The following is an 18928-nucleotide window of genomic DNA, read 5'->3' as shown; positions in this document are numbered from 1 at the left end:
TTGGTTCTCAGCCCTTTCAACGCTATAATAGGCATCAAACCAACAGGAAAGGTACGTGAATTTCATGCTGCGATTCAATGCGATACGTACGGGCTATCTGCTGGGCATCTCACTGGTACTGGCCGCGATCATTTATTTCTTTGCCTCTAATTGGGGTGGATTGGATCGGACGGTCAAAATTGTGCTGGCTGCTGCGCTTATTGTTCTGTTCTACGGCTTATCCTTTGTATTTGCACGTATACGCGCCGTTCCCGGTCAACAGGCTTTTCTGTCCAATATATTTCTGGTGGCCGGCTGTATAGCCTTTGGCGTTTCCGTGGCGTTGCTCGGTCAAATTTACAATTCCCATGCGGACAGCTACGGGTTGTTTTTGATTTGGTCCGTTCCGGCTCTGCTGCTTAGCTGGATTACCCGTTACAATCCTTTTTACGTGCTGTCCTATGTACTGATCCACCTCGGCTTATGGCTTTATTTTTATCCGACGATGCAAAGCGCGTCTTATAGCGAGCTGGAATCACTGTCCATAGCCGGGGTATTCGCACTGGTCAATCTGGGGTTGTTTCTATTCACGTTCCTGCGCCGTCTAAGCTCTATACCGCTAAAATATATAAGCTTTATCGTCTTCCATATAGCCTTGCTGACGATGACTAACTCTTTTGCATTGGATGAATATGGTCTTGTCATGAACATACCGTGCATCGCTGTGATTGCTATTGGATTTTATGTATTCATTAAGATTCGACTGAGCAAAACGTTGCTGACCTTGAATGCATTGGCGGCCTCTGCTTTTGCTGTCTTTAAATTTATCGAACTGGCAGAGGCGTACTCCTCTTCTCTGTTTTTTGTATTTGGTTTGATTTTTGTGGCGCTGCTGCTGACAGGTAATGTATGGTTTTTCCGTTATTTAAACCGCTTGGGCGAATCGTCACCGGAGGACGGAGAAATAACCGACGAGCAAAAACGGGACGCTGCGAAGCCTGGTGTAGAAACACCAGACATGAGTACACCGGCGGCTAAAACAGCCGTTCCCGAGGAACGCGGCAGTGAATGGATCAGCAAAGCCGTATCCCGCATGATCAAGGTGGTCGGAGTGCTGATCGGCAGCATATCTCTGATCGGACTGATTACCATTACCGCAAATGTAAACCACACCGAATATGTACTGTTGGGTGTGTCCTTGCTGCTTATGCTTTTGATGATTGTTATTCCAGAATCCAGGCTGGATTCTGTCATACGTTATACCCTGCTGACGATCAGCTATATTACAGGCTTGGCTGCCATTCTATGGTCAGATCAGACGTTGCTTTCGGTGCTGTTTCTGTTCGTTTCTATCGCAGGATGGTTTCGCTCCAGGGGGAAACGGCAGCTCTTTTTCGCCTACGTCTTTGTGAACCTGAATCTGGCGACCATTTTATTTCAGCAGTTTCAGGAGTGGGAACGGTGGAGCTGGACCTATGAGTTTATTATCTTTGCTCTCTTCTTCGTCAATGCCGTGTTATATGGGATAAGCTACTTTGTATTCAAAGCAGGTTTACGAGAGCATCTCCGGGATAGCTCATTATTTTTCAGTTTGTTGTTCCTGTTTTGGGCGACGTTTTTCGAGGATGTCTTTCCACACTCTTATATGCTGATTAATGTTTTTTATTTTGTGGTTGTTACAGGAATGGTCTTTGCCTTTATCCGTCTAAAACAAAAATCGGCCGCCATAACGAGCATCGTGTTCTGGTTTATTTTTATCGGCTTCAAATACTATGACTTATTGTGGACGCTATTGTACAAATCGTTTACGCTGGCGCTGCTGGGCGTCCTTGCACTCGGCATTACCTGGTGGCTGGATCGCCGGACGCCTCATAGTGGCAAGGCAGCGTCCGAGGCTGATCATCGCAGCTTTAGCTTTATGCGTCTAAGCCCGCTGCTCATCGCCATCGTTATCGTGCTGCAACTGGGCATGATCGGCTATCAAACCGCCAGAAGTGAGACCTTACTCGCCACAGGTGCTTCCGTTAAGCTCAAGCTGGCTCCTGTAGACCCGCGTTCCGTGCTGCAAGGCGATTACGTTGTACTGAACTACGATATTTCTACCCCGCCTCCTTCTTCAATGAACCCTCTTCAGGAGGAAGATTGGAATCGAGGCAAGGTTAAAGTTGTTCTCACGCCGGGCGACCAAGGAGTATACATCGCTAATCGCCTGTACCAGGAGGGTGAAAAGCTTGCCAAGCATGAGATTGTCTTGAACGGACAGTGGGATGGTTCCCGCATTCAGTACGGTATTGAGAATTATTTCATTCCCGAAGGAACAGGACGTACTGTTGAGCAGAACGCTCGTTACGCCTATATTCGGGTCAGCCGCAATGGCGATGCATTGCTGGAGCGTCTGGCAGAAAGCTGACCTAATCGGCAAAAGCAGCGAAGGATGTCGGCCCCAAAAGTACTCATACTATAAAAAAGGCAGGCTGAGCCAAGCTTCTCCATTGCTGGAGTACAACTTGGTTCAGCCTGCTTGTTCTTTTCAGGCCAATCGAGGGAGCCTCCTTATGGACAGCCTTCCCCCTAGGCTCATCCCCGTTTATACCTCTCTCGACCATGCCACTATTTCTTTAATATCCTGTGGCTGAGTCCGGCAACAGCCGCCAATTAGACGTGCTCCTGCTTCATACCACTGGCGGGCACTCTGCCCGAACGTCTCTGCACAAGTATGGCCGTGCCATGTTTTGGTGATCGGGTCATATTCCTCCCCCAGATTGGGGTACACCACCACAGGCTTATCCGTATGGCTGCGTATTTCCTGAATAAGCGATGGAATGAATTTCGGCAAGGTGCAGTTGAGCCCTACAGCAGCCACCTGCTCGTGGTTATTCAGCCATTCAGCGCACGCAGCGGCAGACTCGCCATTGCTGATGTGCTGCCCGTCCTTTGCACTAAAGCTGATCCAGGCATATGTGCCGGGAAACTCCTTCAGCAATCGGGCAATGGCCTTGGCTTCAACCAGACAGGGTATCGTTTCACAAGCCAAAATATCTGCCCCGGCCTCAATAAGAGCCTTCATTCGCGGTCTGTGAAACTCGACAAGCTGCTCTTCGCTCAGCTTGTAATCACCGCGATATTCGGAGCCATCCGCCAAAAACGCCCCATAGGGTCCGACAGAAGCCGCGACCAGCGGCTTGGGACGATGCTGCTGATGGGCCGCAGTCGCAGCTTCGGCCCAAAATTCATCCCGTGCCTGCACAGCAATCCGCACCGATGACTGAATCAGCTCCAGCGCCTCATTTTCGCTCAACCCCCGTTGAACATAGCCTTCGACGGTGGCCTGGTAGCTCGCCGTAATCGCACAGTCTGCGCCAGCTTCAAAATAATCCTTATGTACGCGTTTGATCGCCTCCGGGTGCTCATGGAGTATTTTGGCTGACCATAAGCTATCGTTCAGATCATGCCCTTGACGTTCCAGCTCGGTCGCCATTGCGCCATCCAGCACGATCAGCGGATATTCGTCCAGTATATGTTGTATCGGATTCATGTAGCCCCTCCTGCTCGTCTGTTCTATTTAACCTACTAATTAAGTGGGATTTAATGATTTATATTATAGCATGTATGTTGATGAGTACCGCTTATTTGCCCATCTGATGTAACGTATTAATTTTTTAAATTAGTTTCATAAGTTAAATTAATTAGATATTGTTCTTTTTTTCACAAAGTTTTTTTACTATAAAGGTGCAAACCAACAACTTTGGCCAAAAGATCAGGGAATTGCATCGTCACATTTTGCATCGTCATCCATGTGAAAAAAGGTACAAGAGAGGGTTTTAACTATGTCTTTACTAGAAATGATTACAGCGACCTTAACAGATAACAATATTGTCAGTTCTATCGCTTCCACCGTTTTTATTATCCTGCTTGGTTTCTTTTGCCGCAAGAAGGGGATTTTTACCGCAGCCGTAGGAAAGCTGTTATCCAAGGTTGTTCTAACCGTGGCTCTACCAGCACTAGCCTTTAATTCCTTCATGCAGGATATCAATCCTACAATGTTAAAACAAGGCATGAATGTTTTAGTATGGGGAATTCTAATCTATATTATTCTCATCTTTATTTCGAAGCCTTTCTTCCTAAGTTACAACAAGGATAAACAAGATGTTTTGCGGGTGTTGACTATTTTCGGTTCTACTACTTTTTTCGGAATTCCGATTGTCGGGGCCATTTACGGTCCTACCGGAGTTATGTACAGTTCCATTTTTAATATAGGCTACCGTATTTTCTTATACTCCTATGGCTATATCAAAATGAGCGGCTTAAAAATGGAGCTTAAAAACCTCAAAACCATGTTTTTGAATCCGATTGTTATCGCCACTTTTCTAGGCTTGTTTGTTTGGTTGTTTCAGGGTTATTTGCCACAGATGAGCGTAGCTACAGAGGATGGGGCCATTCAGCAGTTCGCTTTTCTAAGAATTGATCAAACCGCTGTCTGGTTGTTCAAGCCCATGACCTACCTTGCCGGACTAGCTTCTCCGTTAGCCTGGTTATCGATTGGCTCGACATTGGGAGAGATCAGCTTCAAGTCGGCAGCTACGGACAAGACGTCTTGGTATTACAGCGTCGTTAAGGTTTGGCTTGTACCCATTGTTAACATCGTTTTGCTGGCATTGCTAACTGTATCTCATATTCTATCGGTCGATACTGTCGCTTTATCTACTATTGTCATTATGATGGCTACTCCTACAGCTACCGTAGCCGCAGCCTATGCGATCAGTTTTGATAAGGAAGCCGTTCTGACTTCCAATGCGTCGCTTCTATCAACTATAACTTCTGTCGTCATGATTCCAGTGTGGATCATTACGCTCAATATCATTGATAAAATTGGCATTTTCTAAATCAGGGGGACAACAACATGTTAAAAATCATTTGCTACGGCGTCCGTTCTTATGAGAAACCATATTTCCATGACCTCAATAAATACAACTTCCAGCTCACGCTGGTAGAAGAGCTGTTAACCTCCAGCAACGCGGAATTGGCACAGCATCACGATGCTGTTTTGTTAAGAGGAAACTGCGCTGCGAATCGAGAGAATCTCACGAAATTCAAGGCATACGGTATTCAATATGTTTTCACCAGAACAGTGGGAATCAACCACATTGATTTGGATGCCTGCAGCGAATTCGGAATGAAGGTCGCACGCGTCCCATCCTACTCTCCGAATGCCATTGCCGAGCTCTCCTTAACTCTGGCTATGATGCTGTTCCGTCACACTGCCTATATGACTACCAAAAGCTCGTTCAAAAATTTCATTGTGGACGAGCATACATTCAGCAAAGAGATCCATAACTGTAAAGTTGGGATTATCGGGGTCGGTCGCATTGGTCTGACGGAAGCCAAATTGTTTAAAGGATTAGGAGCTTCTGTTATCGGCTATGATGTGTACCAATCTGACGTGGCCAAGGAAGTCATTCCATTCACAACCTTAGATGAACTACTCGCAGAGAGTGATGTCGTCAGTGTGCATGTTCCTTATCTGCCGGGACAGAACGACAAAATGATTAACGCCAGCTTTTTAGAAAAAATGAAAAAGGGATCTATTCTTATCAATACCTCACGTGGAGAATTACAAGATAACCAAGCTATTTTGGACGCTTTGCTGAGCAACCATCTGGAAGGGTTCGCTACGGATGTCTTCCCTAAAGAGGATGAATTATTTTTCAGATCATTTGACCCGTGGCAAATGCTCCCGGATCCAACGATCCAGAAGCTTGTGGAGCTATATCCAAGGGTCTTGGTAACGCCTCATGCTGGCTCGAATACCGTTACAGCGTTATCCAACATGATTGAAACCAGCTACGACAACTTCCATGATATACTTACAACTCATTTTTCGGACAATCTGGTCCCACTTCCTGTTCTCTCTATGAAATAATTAGAAAGCTCGCATTCTGGCTGGATAAAAAAAGAGCCGTCATTTCCAGATTACAATGGAAATGGCGGTTCATTTAAATTTGGATTCAACTGATAAAGCATTAGCGGCCTGCCAACCTTGTGGTATTCTATGGATTCAATCAGGAATCCATCATCCACCAGGAACTGAATATATTTTTTCACCGTAATACGGGACAAGTCCACTTCTCTGGCTAAGGTTTCGACGGAAAATGGTCCGTTCAGCTCTTTGATGCTCTTCAGTATCGTGGTCATGGTCAGTTTGGACAAATTTTTGGACAGGTTTTTCGATAGATTTTGGGATGGATGTTCAGGAGGTTCTTTCTTCTCCATACCCGTATGCTCTTCTTTATTAAAATAATGATCAATGACAGCTTGATTAATTCCGTTCCCTTCCTCCATCACCGTGGCCAAACGCTGGATTTTCTCAACAGCCAGCTTAAATCGTTCGAATGTAAAGGGTTTAATTAAATAGTCCGCAACTCCATAAAAAACAGCTTCCTTCACCGTTTGAATATCTTTTGCAGCCGTAATTAAAATAACGGACGCATGATACTGATGCTCCTGCATATGTGATAATAAAGTTAATCCGCTTTTTCCGGGTAAATAAACGTCCAGCAATACCAGATCCGGTGTCCATTTTTGAAGACAATCCTGTGCTTTCTTGACGGTATCCACCTTGCATACCACATCCAGGTTGTCCATGCGCTCAATAAACTGTTGATTGAGCTCAGCCACCATCGGATCATCCTCAACAATCAGAACTTTCATTCATTTGTCACCTCCAATATACAGGGCAACTCTACATAAATACTTGTTCCCAGGCCAGGTTGGCTGTCAATCTCAATGATGCCCTGATGCTTGTCCACCATGGTTTTAACCAGATTCAAGCCGTAACCTCTGTCTTCTCCTTTGGTTGAGAAGCCATGCTGGAATATTCTTTTTTGCATCTCAGAATCAATCCCCATACCGTTATCTTTCACTTTCAGAATGAACACATTTCCTTCACACTCATAGTTCAATTTCAACTCAATTCTACCGGGCTGATTTTTTTGTAAGATCGAGTCTATTGCATTGTCCATAAAATTGCCCAGTATGTGGATGACATTATGAACAATGTCCTGCATCTCTACATTAGAGACATCTGAGCTTTCTTCAAGAAGAACCGCAATATTCTGTTCTCGTGCTTCGTTGATCTTACCCATAATAAAACCTGCTAATGCCGGAACTTTAATTCTCTCGGTCAGAAAGCCTACCTCATTTTGATACCGGTGATTTAGCTGCTGAATATACTGACTGACCTCTGCATATTGCCTCATCTCAATCAGTCCGGATATCACATGCATTTTGTTCATAAATTCATGAGTCTGTCCGCGAAGGGAGTTAATATAATATTTGGTACCACTTAACTGGTTGCTAAGATGAATCATCTCGGATTGGTCGCGCAGCGTTGCAACTGCCCCAAAAAACTCATTGTCAACATATATAGGTGTTACTGTCGCAATGACTTCTATACCATTCACATAAAATGAGCGATCCTTGATCTTCTTCTTGTCATCAAACACTCTCTTGAAGAGCACATTATAAAAGCTGGTATCTACCTGCTCGCCAATCGGGGCCTTCATATCCTGGTTTGCCAGTTGATACTTGGCCTGAGCTTCCTTGTTCATGAGCATAATTTTCTTGTCAGCCGAAATGGCTATAATTCCTTCAGCGACCTCATTTTCAATAATTTCTTTTTCGCGTAATTGTGCTGCTATCTCTTGCGGTTCAAGCCCAAATAAAATCGTTTTGATTTTTTGAGCCAAAAAGATCGCGCCCAGAACTCCACTAAAGAGCCCCAGCATCAGTCCTCCAAAAATGGTATACTGCGCCTGCATCAAATCATGATTTAGGGTTCTCATGGTCAGTCCTACACATACAATGCCAATGATCTCATTCTGTTTATTAAATATCGGCGCAAAGTATCGGTAACCTTTGCCCAAAATACCTATATTCTCAGAAAAGTGCCCCTGGCCGGATAGCGTTCTTCTGGCATCATTCAAATCAGAGAACGGTTTGCCAACCATCGTTTCATTGGGATGGGACAGCCGAATTAAATCGCGGTTCAGAATGACAACAAAATCCACATTCACGTTATTCATTACGCGAAGCGAATAGTCCTGAATCTGCTTCACAGGAACTCCCTGCTCGACATTTCGAATAACATCGCTGTCACTTGCAATCACCTTGGCAATACCCGAAAGTTTTTCCTTCGTATTATCAAAATGCTTGTCAATTACGAAACTACGAATAAGAAGCAAGGATATAATTAAGGAAATAATGATAACTAAAACAACCAAAATAATAATCATGAACTGTAGCGAAACTTTGAACTGTCGTCTCGGTTTCGACTTACCTTTTAACCGCAACCCCATCACCAGCTTCTTTCTCAAGCTCTAAAAAACCTCCAATGACAACAAACGCAGCCTTTGTCTGAAATAAAACAATATGCTGAATAAGGAAGAATCAATTCTCCATAATAAGGACGTATACCTAACGAAATGGAGGATATCGGATGATTGACAATCTCGAAAGTAATTACAACTGCGCCAATGCAGGGCAGGATCTTCACCAGCTCAAGCAGGAACTCGCTGCACTTCAGGAACAAGGTGGCAATGACCAAGCATCCAAGGAAGCCATCCATCGGCTGGAAAATCAAATTTCATTCATCTTGAACAAGTGCGATATAAACCACTAATTGAGCTTGGCTGTTTCGGTAAAATAAAATACAAAACCGGCTTGCCCAGGGAGACAAGTCGGCTTTGTATGCTTGAGTTTATACAAACGGGTACGAAATTCACAGGATTCCTCGTATCTCATCCAACGACTGCACCTTTTCCCGCTGCATCCATTGTTCAAGACCATATACAAGCTCAGACCCTGCGTGTAGGTGGACAAAATTATACGTTCCCACCTGGATTGCCGCTGCCCCTGCCATGATGAATTCAATAATGTCCTCCACAGAACTGATGCCGCCCATCCCGATCACCGGAATCGACACCGCCTGCGCCACCTGATGAACCATGCGTAAGGCAATCGGCTTGATAGCCGGGCCGGAAAGACCTGCATACGTGTTGGCGAAGACACTCCGGCGCCGACGTATATCAATTTTCATCGCAGAAAATGTATTGATCAGCGAAACCCCGTCCGCGCCTTCTTCCTCGCACATAACCGCCATCTGTGTAATGTTCTCTGCATTGGGAGACAGCTTGACGACCAGTGGAAGCGCCGTAACGTTGCGCACCTGCCGCACGACATCCCGCGCCACCTCCGTCTGGATGCCGAATTGCATCCCGCCCTGCTTGACGTTGGGACATGAAATATTCAATTCCAGCATATCGACGCCCCTGCGATTCATCGTGCGGCGTTTCTGTGCATTTTCCGTAATCATAGCTGCAGCCTGAACGTATTCCTCCAGATTGGAGCCGCCCACGTTGGCAATAACAGCCGTGTTCCAGCGAGTCATATCATCCAGCTCATCCTTCAAAAAGGCGGCAACCCCCGGATTCTCCAGCCCCACACTATTGAGCATGCCGGATGCTGTCTCATGTATTCGTGATCCCATATTGCCAGCCTTCGGATGAAGGGTCAGTCCCTTGCCGACGATGCCGCCCAATAATTCAGGAGAATAAAATTCGGCATATTCACGTCCAAAGCCAAACGTACCGGAAGCCATAATGATCGGGTTCTTGAACGCTACACCCGCAATATTACACGCCATGGAGATCATCAAACTCCACCTCCTCTACCGGGAATACAGGCCCTTCCTTACATACCCTGCGATTGCCTTCACGGGTACGCATCGTACAGCCCAAACATGCACCAATGCCACAGGCCATGTGTCTTTCTGTTGAAATATATAAACGGGACGATGTCCCCTCTGTTTTCATCGCGAGCGCTTGTAGCATTGGAGTCGGCCCGCAGGAAAACATATTCACGTAGTGAGCCGGATCGACCTGTTCAATGATGCTTCCTCCGACCTTGACTTGCACAGATGCCGCCACAGCTTCGAATGCCTCAACCCCGAAGGCTTGCTGTACAAACCCCAGATAAACGTGCGCATGCGGATAATGCTTCGCAGCCAGCAGCAATGGAGCTGTCCCCATTCCACCGCCAACTAAAGCCAGGCTTCCCTCCACCTGCGGAAAACCATTGCCGAACGGCCCTTCCAGCTGAATCTCCTGACCCGGCTGTAGCTGGGAAAACAGGCTTGTCCCCTCTCCAACAACCCGGTATAAAAAGGAAATGTAATCTTCCCCGATATCATAAATGCTAATAGGTCTGGGTAACAGTGGATAATTCCTCCCGCTGCGCAGCATGTAGAACTGCCCCATTCTTCCTCTAAAATTGCCCTCAATTTTCATCACATAGATGCCCGGAACAAGCGCCACATTCGAAATTACGTTAGCCATATAACCCCTCCACTAACCACTCACTATAACGTAAAAGCAGCAACTATTACGTGACTATTTTCACATTTCCAGATGATGTTTTGTCCTCAAGTTTGTGGTACAAAAAAGCGTACTCCTGTGAGAGAGTACGCTTGTATATTTAACTAATGGCTTCGCGTTCCGAATTGCGACTGCCTTGGGCATCCTTGCGAATTTGCTTGCTGCGCAGCTGTCCGCAGGCTGCGTCAATGTCGACTCCATGCTCCAGCCGAACACTACAGCTAATGCCCTGCTTTTTCAATACATCATAGAAGCCGGTAATGGATTCCGACTCACTCCGCTGGTATTGGCTATGCTCATCCACCGGATTGTACGGAATCAGGTTTACATTTGCCAAATTGCGACGGTGGCCTACCAGCTCAGCCAGTTCCAGCGCATGCTCTTTACCATCATTAACGTCCTTCAGCAAAATGTATTCCAGCGTGATTCGACGGTTCGTTTTGTCCAGATAATAATCAATCGCCTGCATGAGCTTCTCAATCGGAATCGCCCGGTTGATCTTCATAATACGGGTACGAATCTCGTTATTCGGCGCATGGAGAGAAATCGCCAAATTGACATGCAGATCGGAATCTGCAAATTCAATGATTTTATCGGCAAGTCCACTGGTGGATACGGTAATATGCCGTGGGCCAATCGCCAGCCCTTTATGATCCTTAATGACCCGGATAAAGTCGGACAGGTTCACGAAGTTATCAAACGGCTCACCAATCCCCATCACAACGACGTGACTGACCCGATCGCCCGGACGTTCCTTGTCCAGATACAGCTGCACCTTCATGATTTGCTCTACAATTTCACCGCTGGACAGGTCACGGCTCTTCTTCAACAATCCGCTCGCACAGAAGCTGCATCCAATGTTACAGCCCACCTGTGTCGTCACACATACAGACAGTCCAAACTTATGACTCATCAATACAGTCTCTATCAAATTACCATCCTGCAGCCGGAACAAAAACTTGACTGTCCCGTCCGCCGACTGCTGCTTCACATGCTCTTCCAATGTTTCTATGGAAAAATGCTCTTCCAGCAGGCGAACGCAGTTCTCATGAACCTCCGTCATCGCTGCAAAATCGGTAATCCGCTTCCGGTACAATGCGTCCCATACCTGCAACGCACGAGATTTCTTATGTCCATGCTCCATGAGCCATGCTGTCAATTGGTCTAGCGTTAATCCATAAATGGATTCCTTTTTCATGTTCGATCCTCTTTTCAAAGCAATAAAATTCGTATTTCTATATATAAGTCCTAGCCATCACGACTCGTCTCAACTATCATTGCATCATAGCATGTTTGAACGCTCTGCGCTATTCAAACGCTTCTTCTATTGTCCCAAATTTTAATTATGAACACAAGGGGGCAGGCTGATGGTATCCTGTTCCACAAAAGCACGCAATGACAGGATTACAGACACTATCAATGATATGATTACGACCAAGGAAGGTGATACGGTTGGAATGGTTGCTTCGGATCAAGAACGCGCTCGATCTGATGGAAGAAAGGATGCAGCAGCCCCTGGATATCGATGAAATTGCAAAAGCGGCCTACTCGTCCCCCTTTCATTTTCAACGGATGTTCTATATGCTGACCGGTGTCACGGTAGCAGAATATATGCGCAAACGTCGATTGACCCTGGCTGCTCAGGAATTGAGTCTTTCTACCACCAAAGTGCTGGATGTTGCGTTCAAATACGGGTATGATTCCCCCGAATCTTTTTCTAAAGCGTTCCGCAAGGTACACGGTATTTCTCCCACTGAGGCCAGAAGCCCAGGGGTTAACCTGAAAGCCTTCCCACGCATCACCTTCCATCTATCGTTGAAGGGAGATCAGGAAATGGATTACAAAATTGTAGAGAAAGCGGCCTTTACGGTCATTGGCAAGTCCATTCAAGTCACCACTAAAAACGGTGAAAATATGCGAGAAATTCCGAAATTCTGGGACCAGCTTAACGCAGATGGCACATCTGACCGCATTCATGCCCTGGGAACAGGCGACGATATACTCGGGATATGTCTGGACATGAAGCACGGAGAGGAGACGTTTAGCTACCTGATTGCCGCAGAAGGCAGTGAGGATGTAGCAGCCTCTAGCGGACTAGAAGCCAGAACCATTCCGGCTGCAACCTGGGCTGTATTTACCTCTATCGGCCCTATGCCTCACTCGATTCAAAAGGTATGGCAAAGAATTTTCCAGGAATGGTTCCCTGCCAGCAACTATGAGCATTCAGGCGGCCCCGAGCTGGAAGTCTATACCATGGGGGATTCCCGTGCAGAGGATTACCGCTGCGAGGTTTGGATTCCGATTATGAAAAAGTAAACAAACGAACCGACTACGTATCGTAGTCGGTTCAATCCTTTTTACCCCCTACTCTGGCTTAATGCGCCTCGGATAGCGGCGATAAGGACAGATGGTCGACGTAATAAGCAAAGGTTAAAAATCAAATTATGTAGTTTCATCACATTTCGCCAATAGGCCATCATACCCTGATAAAACAGAACCAGCCTAACACTTTATCTGTTTTATCTATGTGCTTCGACTGGTTTTGTATTTATAAGGTTCAAACGCACTTGAGCAGCTTTATACTAATGCTGAATCCGACGTTTGTTTCTCAAAATATTGCGAATCATCTTATGATTGGGGAGCTGCTTGAACAACTTATGCCCGGGGTGCGGATTAGCCTCGATAATCCAGATTTGACCACTCTTCTCAATAGCAAGATCAATACCCAACTCGCGAAACGGATGATTTTTATCTATCGTGTCGGCAACCATTTTAGAAAGTTCGATAACCTGATCCAGAGTCTCTTTCATTTTCGTTCTGTCATGTTTAAAGACCTTTAAAAGTACTTTGGACAACGGTGCCGCATGTCCTCCTTTACGGTAATTGGTAACCACTTTTCGGGGTGCGGCAACACGGCCGGTTATTCCTGAAATGACCCATTCTGATTCCGGCTTCTGCATATATACTCTGGCATCAAAAATAGAACCTTGGTATTTCGCCAACCGAAGTCCTTGCTGTACCAAATAACGACGATGAGGCCTCCGGTGGATTCTGATCGCTCTTCTCACCGCGTGGGATCTGACAATTCTGCGGCTGGAGCCGCACCGAATCTCATACCTCCTCCCCAGCTTTTTGGCCCGTATAACTCCAGTCCCTCCGCTTCCATAATTGGGCTTAATGTAAACCGTCCGATATTCATCCAGCATACGCAAAGTTCTTGCATTGCTAATCCATTTGGTCTCCGGTAAATGAGAACTTAAAACGGGATGTTGTCGCATTTCCTTATATTGAATCATCTTTCCAATGGGCACGAGTATCCCTCTATTCTGTAGGGTTTTTGTACGCATTACATGAATATGCATCCATATTCTATCTTGGTAACGGCGAATGCCACAATTTGCTATAAAAGAGGCATATCCCTCTCTATCCTATCTTCTTTTGATTCAAGAGAGAGATGAGCAGTGTGTTCATTACATGACGCAATTATTGCATTTACCTATAAACCCGATTCCATTTATATATTAGACCAATATTAGCTTCGGATATATGATGTATTTAAAATACCGTGAGGAGGAATATTAACATGTCCATTTATGATTTCCAGGCAACCACCATTTACGGGAAACCAGTTGAATTCTCAGAGTATAGAGGAAAGGTTCTGCTCATCGTAAATACAGCCAGCAAATGTAGCTTCTCCAGCCAATTTGCTGATCTGCAAAAGCTCTACGAAAGCCGGAAGGGACAAGGTTTTGAAATTCTCGCGTTTCCATGTAATCAATTCAATGAAAAAGAGCCGGGCAGCCACTCGGAATTGCAAGAAGTCTACCAAAATGAACATGGCATAACGTTCCCACTATTTGAGAAAACGGACGTCAGAGGTCCTTCTTCCCTCCCATTATTTCAGTATCTGACGCAGCAGGCACCCTTTCAAGGCTTCGATCCCCAGACCAAGGAAGGCCGATTCATGGATAGCTTTCTTCGGGATAAGCATCCAGAAATATACGCTGACGACGGGATCAAGTGGAACTTCTCCAAATTTCTGATTGATCGTGATGGTCATGTAAGAGGAAGGTTTGAAGTAACGACAGAGCTCTCTACCATAGAAGCGGTCATCCAATCGCTGATATAACTTCCCGGTTTGCTCCTTTGAATGATTTCAGAAAAGAGTATCAAATGACAAATATTATTTTTTGTCATTTGATACTCTTTGTGTTATCCTGATTGCAAGGAGGTGAATTACACGGCAAACAGGTCGTGGCTTTATGGAAAAAACCTCAGATGTATTGACTAAAAAACAGATTCTTGTCGCGACAGAAGAAACACTCAGGCGGTTTGGTATAGCCAAAACCTCCGTAACTGATGTTGCTAAAGTATTAGGTGTGAGTCATGGCAGCATCTACCGACATTTTAATAGCAAAGCTGAACTCCTCGAAGGTGTGACCGAAAAATGGCTGATTGAAAAGATTATCGCTCCACTGTCGGAGGTGTACCTGGATTCATCTTTAACAGGCGCAGCCCTTTTAAAACGATATATACAGACTTTAGTCGAACTCAAGCATTACTACGCCCGTGATGACGAGGAAATGTTCCAGATGTATACCCGGGTCACCGAGCAAAGGGCTGATTTCATCGAGCAGCATATAGACCATATTGTTAAGCAGCTCGCTGACATCATTACACGGGAAGGCATCACATCGGATCAGCCAGCACAACTGGCTCGTACTCTTTTCCATGCTACAGCACGTTTTCATCACCCTGCTCATGCTTACGAATGGAAGAATCCTAAAATAGATCAGGAGTTTTCGGATGTGTGGGCGCTTTTGGAACATGGAATCTCATAAAAAATAGTTGGAAGGAAGGTTGAACACACATGAAGCATTTGGACGGAAAAACAGCGATTGTCACCGGGGCATCGAGAGGGATTGGACGTGTCATTGCGGAGCAACTGGCGGAGCTCGGCGCTCATGTAGTCATTAATTATGCCAGCAGCCCCGATAAAGCCCAACAGGTCGTAGAAGGTATTATTCAAAAAGGCGGCAAAGCTATCGCGATCCACGCCGATCTGGGCAAGATGAGTGATATTGAAGCATTATTTACGAATACCATTGCTGAATTTGGCAGATTAGATATTCTGGTTAACAATGCCGGACTGATGATTACCAAGCCGCTTGCTGACGTGACAGAAGCCGATTTTGACAAACAATTTGCACTGAATGTAAAAGGCACCTTCTTTGCTTGCCAGCAGGCCATGATGCACATGGAGAACTACGGAAGAATCGTGAACCTGTCCACGTCCGTAATTGGACAAATGTTCCCGGCCTATAGCGTATACGCAGGCACCAAAGGCGCCGTTGAACAATTTACCCGCCAACTTGCCAAGGAGTTCGGAAATAAACATATTACGATTAATGCCGTGGCTCCCGGCCCTGTAAATACCGAGCTTTTTCAAGTAGGGAAAACCGAGCAGCAGATCGAAGGTATGAAAAAAATGAATGCATTTGGCCGTCTCGGTGAACCCGAGGATATCGCGGATGTGATTGAGTTCCTGGTCAGCGCCAAATCACAATGGGTTACCGGGCAGACGATCCGCGTCAACGGCGGATTTATCTAAAAAGCTTGATTCGCAGGATGCAAAATGTAGGTATACGGAAAGGAGGCTGCACACGTTCATGATATTACACAAAGGCGAAACCCTATTTCGACAAGGGGAATCTGGCCCTCTGTATCGGCTGCAGAGCGGCTTGTTAAAAATCGTCCGAGTCCACGAGGATGGCTCGCAAATTTTAGTCAACGTTATTGTACCCGATGAAATCATCCCGCATCACTCCCTAATCAGCCCCAATCCTTATTATGGTACAGCGATGGCGCTGGTGACCAGTGAGATTGAGGTTCTATCACAGAAGGAATGGTATCAGTCGCTAGAGCAAGACCCGGCGCAATGCCGGGCTATCGCTTTGCAACTGCAGGATAAGCTGCGCATGATGCAGCAACGAATCGACCAGCTGACCGAAGTTTCACCTGCCGAAAAGCTGCGTAAACTTCAGCGCTGGTTCCACTCCTATATTGCACCCGCCACGTTAACGGACGTGCTGACACAAGAGGAAATCGGACAATTTATCGGGCTGCGCCGGGAAACGATTAACCGGCTATTGCGTGCTTCAAACGCTCCTTCTGCAAAAGATGATGCCGATAATGCATTTCGATGAGTATAAACCACTCCCTGGCATTCAACGCACCAAATCTGGGGTGAGAGACGGTATACCCCTCTGAAGATTCGCGGAGGACGGGTTCAACCTCTCTCATTTGGCGCACCACAGCCTGTAATCCCTCCACGATGTCTTCTTTGCTCGACGGTTGCGGAGGAGTGTACTGCGGAGATGGCGGGACCTGGATACGCACGGGCGGAAAGCCTCCCAGATCAAAAATGGCTGTGCCCGCTTCTGTTTTAACCCCTGTTTCCCCGTTTGGTTTGAGACAAATCTCAATATTTTTAAGTTGCATATGAAGGGCCGAATTTACCAAGTGAACGTACATTTGCCCAAGTGACCATTCGCCCTCCTGCGGTGTATACTGCAATTGCTCCAGGCTAAAGCTGTCCAATTCAAGGAGATAGTGTTGTACCGTTTCTTCAAAACGCTGTAAAGTTTCAGTTGTATTCATATCCTTAAATACACTCCCTTTTCTTCAAGTAGCTTTACTATACACAAATGCTACTGACAGCATCATGTCAGTAGCATTTCAACATTTTTTCAACTTCTGCACGTACTCGCTTCCGAAGAGTCTCAGGCTCCAATACGACCATATCTGCGCCCCATCCAAGTATCCACTGCAGTAATTCTTCCGGCTGCCTTACGCGGAAGAGTACATGTAATCCATCTGCATGCTCCTCCATGGTCTCCATATAAAAATTCTTCGCTTCCTTCACTTTATCTGCGATATGTGGGTGGGCTAATATACGAACATATACATGACGGTCATCGATTTGCTTGTAATCCTGCAGATTAAAATCGACAGGATGCTCAAACCTGTCCTCCAGCACAGTCAGCTCGTCCATACGGGACAAGCGGAAGTGGCGGAGCTGCTGCCGCAGTTCGCATTGCCCAATCAAAACCCAGGAACCATGCATCAGTACAAGACCGTAGGGTGCGACCACACGCACACTTTGACGATTCCCATCGGCCTCTGGCATTCTTTTGGAGTAGCCGAAGCGTACCTTTTGTTTTTCCAATATAGCAAAACGCAGCTTTTCCAAATAGTTTTTTTCTCTATGATCTACTTCTTTCCCCCCTGCAAAGAGCCTGATGGTTGTACGCACCCGCGAAACCTCCCTGCGAATGCTCTCAGGTAAAATAGCTTCTATCTTCCTGCGTGAGGTTTGCGCCTTGCTGCCGTATTCTGTATCAAATTTTTGCTCGACAAAATCTGTTCCTATTAGCAATGCTACGGCCTCTTCCACGTTAAAGCTCACTGGGGGCAGGAAGTAGCCCTCCATTAAGGAATATCCGATGCCCGGCGCTCCCACAATCGGTACACCCGATTCGCTCAAAGCCTGTATATCCCGATAGATGGTTCTTACACTCGTTTCAAATATGGCCGCCAAATCCTCAGCCCGTAAAACATCCTTGCGTTGCAGCTCTAGTACAATCGCTAGCAGACGATCTGTTTTTTTCATACCAGGACACCTCTCTGGAAGATTCAATATGGACTTATGACTAATATAAAAGAGCAATAAGGGCAGTACAACCACTGCGGCTTATTGCTCAGTTCTTTTTGCGTCAACCGTTTTGGTAATCCGTAATGCGGTGATACATCGTTTTATCCATCAGCTTACGGAAATGGGATCTTGCCGGAAAAAGATTAGCTTCAATAATCCCAATATGTCCTTTCCGGTCTATTCCAATGTCCAGTCCATATATACGGTGCCCCGGGAAAAAAGCGCTTAGTCTCTTCGCGGAACGGATGGAAACACGATCAATATGGGACTCTAATTTACTGGCAGACAGGTGTCGAACGGAAGATTGTCGAATGCCGGATTTAAAATGGAGTAATTTCCCCTTACTCCGTGTATTATTGGAAACAATATAGCCTTTGCCTGCAACTTTGATAACCTTTCCTGTGACTACCCATACAGATGAGTCAGTTCTCCGTTGAATGATGACTCTCATATCAAAAGGACGATTGTTGATGGTCGGACGGGTGATTCTGCGTTGAACCATATAACTGGCGTTCCCGATTTTTCTTCTAATATAACGATACGTATTGGTTCTGCCCCGTACTAAAACTTTTATATTCTCGTAATGTACAATGTACTTATGGTGTCCTAACCATGAGACCTGAAAGATCCCCTGACCACGACTCCCCCACACCGGTTTCACGATCACATGCCCGTACTTGGAGAGCAGTTTCGAAAAATGATGTCTGTCCAGGAGCTTCGTTTCGGGGACGTAAGACCTCAGAGACGCGTGCCTTCTCAATAATAAATACTTGTACCACTTATCTTTTGCTGCTGATGCCATGGG

The 18928-nt window shown here is 45.9% G+C and carries 19 protein-coding genes; 9 read left to right on the top strand and 10 right to left on the bottom strand.

Going from position 1 to position 18928, the window contains the following annotated elements; all coding sequences use genetic code 11:
* The first annotated feature begins 64 nt into the window (after positions 1 to 64).
* On the top strand, positions 65 to 2389 hold the full coding sequence (locus B4V02_RS00280; RefSeq protein ID WP_208618718.1) for a GDYXXLXY domain-containing protein: 2325 nt from the start codon (positions 65 to 67) through the stop codon (positions 2387 to 2389).
* Positions 2390 to 2566: 177 nt separating this feature from the next.
* Here B4V02_RS00280 and mmuM read toward each other — a convergent pair whose 3' ends face one another.
* Positions 2567 to 3514 carry a homocysteine S-methyltransferase gene (gene mmuM, locus B4V02_RS00275; RefSeq protein ID WP_094153339.1) on the bottom strand — a complete coding sequence of 316 codons (948 nt, stop codon included), beginning with the start codon at positions 3512 to 3514 and terminating at the stop codon, positions 2567 to 2569.
* Between the two features lie 292 nt (positions 3515 to 3806).
* Here mmuM and B4V02_RS00270 point away from each other — a divergent pair, with 292 nt between their 5' ends.
* Complete coding sequence (locus tag B4V02_RS00270; RefSeq protein WP_007433092.1) at positions 3807 to 4862, top strand: AEC family transporter; 1056 nt, start codon at positions 3807 to 3809, stop codon at positions 4860 to 4862.
* Between the two features lie 17 nt (positions 4863 to 4879).
* The gene (locus B4V02_RS00265) at positions 4880 to 5899 is read left to right on the top strand and encodes a 2-hydroxyacid dehydrogenase (protein WP_094153338.1); all 1020 of its coding nucleotides are present in this window, start codon (positions 4880 to 4882) and stop codon (positions 5897 to 5899) included.
* 50 nt (positions 5900 to 5949) lie between these two features.
* On the opposite strand, the gene B4V02_RS00260 is transcribed toward B4V02_RS00265, so the two are convergent.
* Both B4V02_RS00260 and B4V02_RS00255 read right to left on the bottom strand, forming a co-directional pair.
* Positions 5950 to 6687, bottom strand: a complete 738-nt coding sequence (locus B4V02_RS00260; protein WP_094153337.1) for a response regulator — start codon at positions 6685 to 6687, stop codon at positions 5950 to 5952.
* Positions 6684 to 8351: an ATP-binding protein gene (locus B4V02_RS00255; RefSeq protein WP_208618696.1), complete on the bottom strand. Its 1668-nt coding sequence runs from the start codon at positions 8349 to 8351 to the stop codon at positions 6684 to 6686. The genes B4V02_RS00260 and B4V02_RS00255 overlap by 4 nt, the downstream gene beginning before the upstream one ends.
* A 122-nt stretch (positions 8352 to 8473) precedes the next feature.
* Here B4V02_RS00255 and B4V02_RS00250 point away from each other — a divergent pair, with 122 nt between their 5' ends.
* Complete coding sequence (locus B4V02_RS00250) at positions 8474 to 8656, top strand: hypothetical protein (RefSeq protein WP_007433096.1); 183 nt, start codon at positions 8474 to 8476, stop codon at positions 8654 to 8656.
* A gap of 99 nt (positions 8657 to 8755) precedes the next feature.
* Here B4V02_RS00250 and B4V02_RS00245 read toward each other — a convergent pair whose 3' ends face one another.
* The 3 genes from B4V02_RS00245 to rlmN all read right to left on the bottom strand — a co-directional run bounded on the left by B4V02_RS00245 (position 8756) and on the right by rlmN (position 11607).
* Positions 8756 to 9688 carry a dihydroorotate dehydrogenase gene (locus tag B4V02_RS00245; RefSeq protein WP_094153336.1) on the bottom strand — a complete coding sequence of 311 codons (933 nt, stop codon included), beginning with the start codon at positions 9686 to 9688 and terminating at the stop codon, positions 8756 to 8758.
* Positions 9669 to 10370 carry a dihydroorotate dehydrogenase electron transfer subunit gene (locus tag B4V02_RS00240; RefSeq protein WP_094153335.1) on the bottom strand — a complete coding sequence of 234 codons (702 nt, stop codon included), beginning with the start codon at positions 10368 to 10370 and terminating at the stop codon, positions 9669 to 9671. The genes B4V02_RS00245 and B4V02_RS00240 overlap by 20 nt, the downstream gene beginning before the upstream one ends.
* A 139-nt stretch (positions 10371 to 10509) precedes the next feature.
* The gene (gene rlmN, locus B4V02_RS00235) at positions 10510 to 11607 is read right to left on the bottom strand and encodes a dual-specificity RNA methyltransferase RlmN (protein WP_094153334.1); all 1098 of its coding nucleotides are present in this window, start codon (positions 11605 to 11607) and stop codon (positions 10510 to 10512) included.
* A gap of 248 nt (positions 11608 to 11855) precedes the next feature.
* On the opposite strand from rlmN, the gene B4V02_RS00225 reads away from it, so the two are divergent.
* Positions 11856 to 12725, top strand: a complete 870-nt coding sequence (locus B4V02_RS00225) for an AraC family transcriptional regulator (RefSeq protein ID WP_094156907.1) — start codon at positions 11856 to 11858, stop codon at positions 12723 to 12725.
* Between the two features lie 266 nt (positions 12726 to 12991).
* Here the strand turns inward: B4V02_RS00225 and B4V02_RS00220 are convergent, their stop codons facing one another.
* A complete protein-coding gene (locus B4V02_RS00220; RefSeq protein ID WP_244188416.1) occupies positions 12992 to 13720 on the bottom strand; it encodes a YheC/YheD family protein in 729 nt (242 codons plus the stop codon).
* A gap of 272 nt (positions 13721 to 13992) precedes the next feature.
* Here B4V02_RS00220 and B4V02_RS00215 point away from each other — a divergent pair, with 272 nt between their 5' ends.
* From B4V02_RS00215 to B4V02_RS00200, 4 genes are all read left to right on the top strand, one after another.
* The gene (locus tag B4V02_RS00215; RefSeq protein ID WP_094153332.1) at positions 13993 to 14538 is read left to right on the top strand and encodes a glutathione peroxidase; all 546 of its coding nucleotides are present in this window, start codon (positions 13993 to 13995) and stop codon (positions 14536 to 14538) included.
* Between the two features lie 133 nt (positions 14539 to 14671).
* Complete coding sequence (locus B4V02_RS00210) at positions 14672 to 15250, top strand: TetR/AcrR family transcriptional regulator (protein ID WP_094153331.1); 579 nt, start codon at positions 14672 to 14674, stop codon at positions 15248 to 15250.
* A 29-nt stretch (positions 15251 to 15279) separates the two neighbouring features.
* On the top strand, positions 15280 to 16020 hold the full coding sequence (locus B4V02_RS00205) for an SDR family oxidoreductase (RefSeq protein WP_094153330.1): 741 nt from the start codon (positions 15280 to 15282) through the stop codon (positions 16018 to 16020).
* Positions 16021 to 16078: 58 nt separating this feature from the next.
* A complete protein-coding gene (locus B4V02_RS00200) occupies positions 16079 to 16615 on the top strand; it encodes a Crp/Fnr family transcriptional regulator (RefSeq protein WP_094153329.1) in 537 nt (178 codons plus the stop codon).
* Here the strand turns inward: B4V02_RS00200 and B4V02_RS00195 are convergent.
* The 3 genes from B4V02_RS00195 to B4V02_RS00185 all read right to left on the bottom strand — a co-directional run bounded on the left by B4V02_RS00195 (position 16548) and on the right by B4V02_RS00185 (position 18925).
* The gene (locus B4V02_RS00195; RefSeq protein ID WP_094153328.1) at positions 16548 to 17069 is read right to left on the bottom strand and encodes a DinB family protein; all 522 of its coding nucleotides are present in this window, start codon (positions 17067 to 17069) and stop codon (positions 16548 to 16550) included. The two genes, B4V02_RS00200 and B4V02_RS00195, sit on opposite strands and share 68 nt — an antisense overlap.
* Before the next feature lie 67 nt (positions 17070 to 17136).
* A complete protein-coding gene (locus B4V02_RS00190) occupies positions 17137 to 18081 on the bottom strand; it encodes a helix-turn-helix transcriptional regulator (RefSeq protein ID WP_094153327.1) in 945 nt (314 codons plus the stop codon).
* A gap of 103 nt (positions 18082 to 18184) precedes the next feature.
* Positions 18185 to 18925 carry a YheC/YheD family protein gene (locus B4V02_RS00185; protein WP_094153326.1) on the bottom strand — a complete coding sequence of 247 codons (741 nt, stop codon included), beginning with the start codon at positions 18923 to 18925 and terminating at the stop codon, positions 18185 to 18187.
* Positions 18926 to 18928: the final 3 nt, after the last annotated feature.

It is taken from the genome of Paenibacillus kribbensis (genome assembly GCF_002240415.1).
Taxonomy (GTDB): domain Bacteria; phylum Bacillota; class Bacilli; order Paenibacillales; family Paenibacillaceae; genus Paenibacillus; species Paenibacillus kribbensis.
Note: the sequence above shows the minus strand (reverse complement) of the source record. Positions and strands in the feature narration are given on the sequence as shown.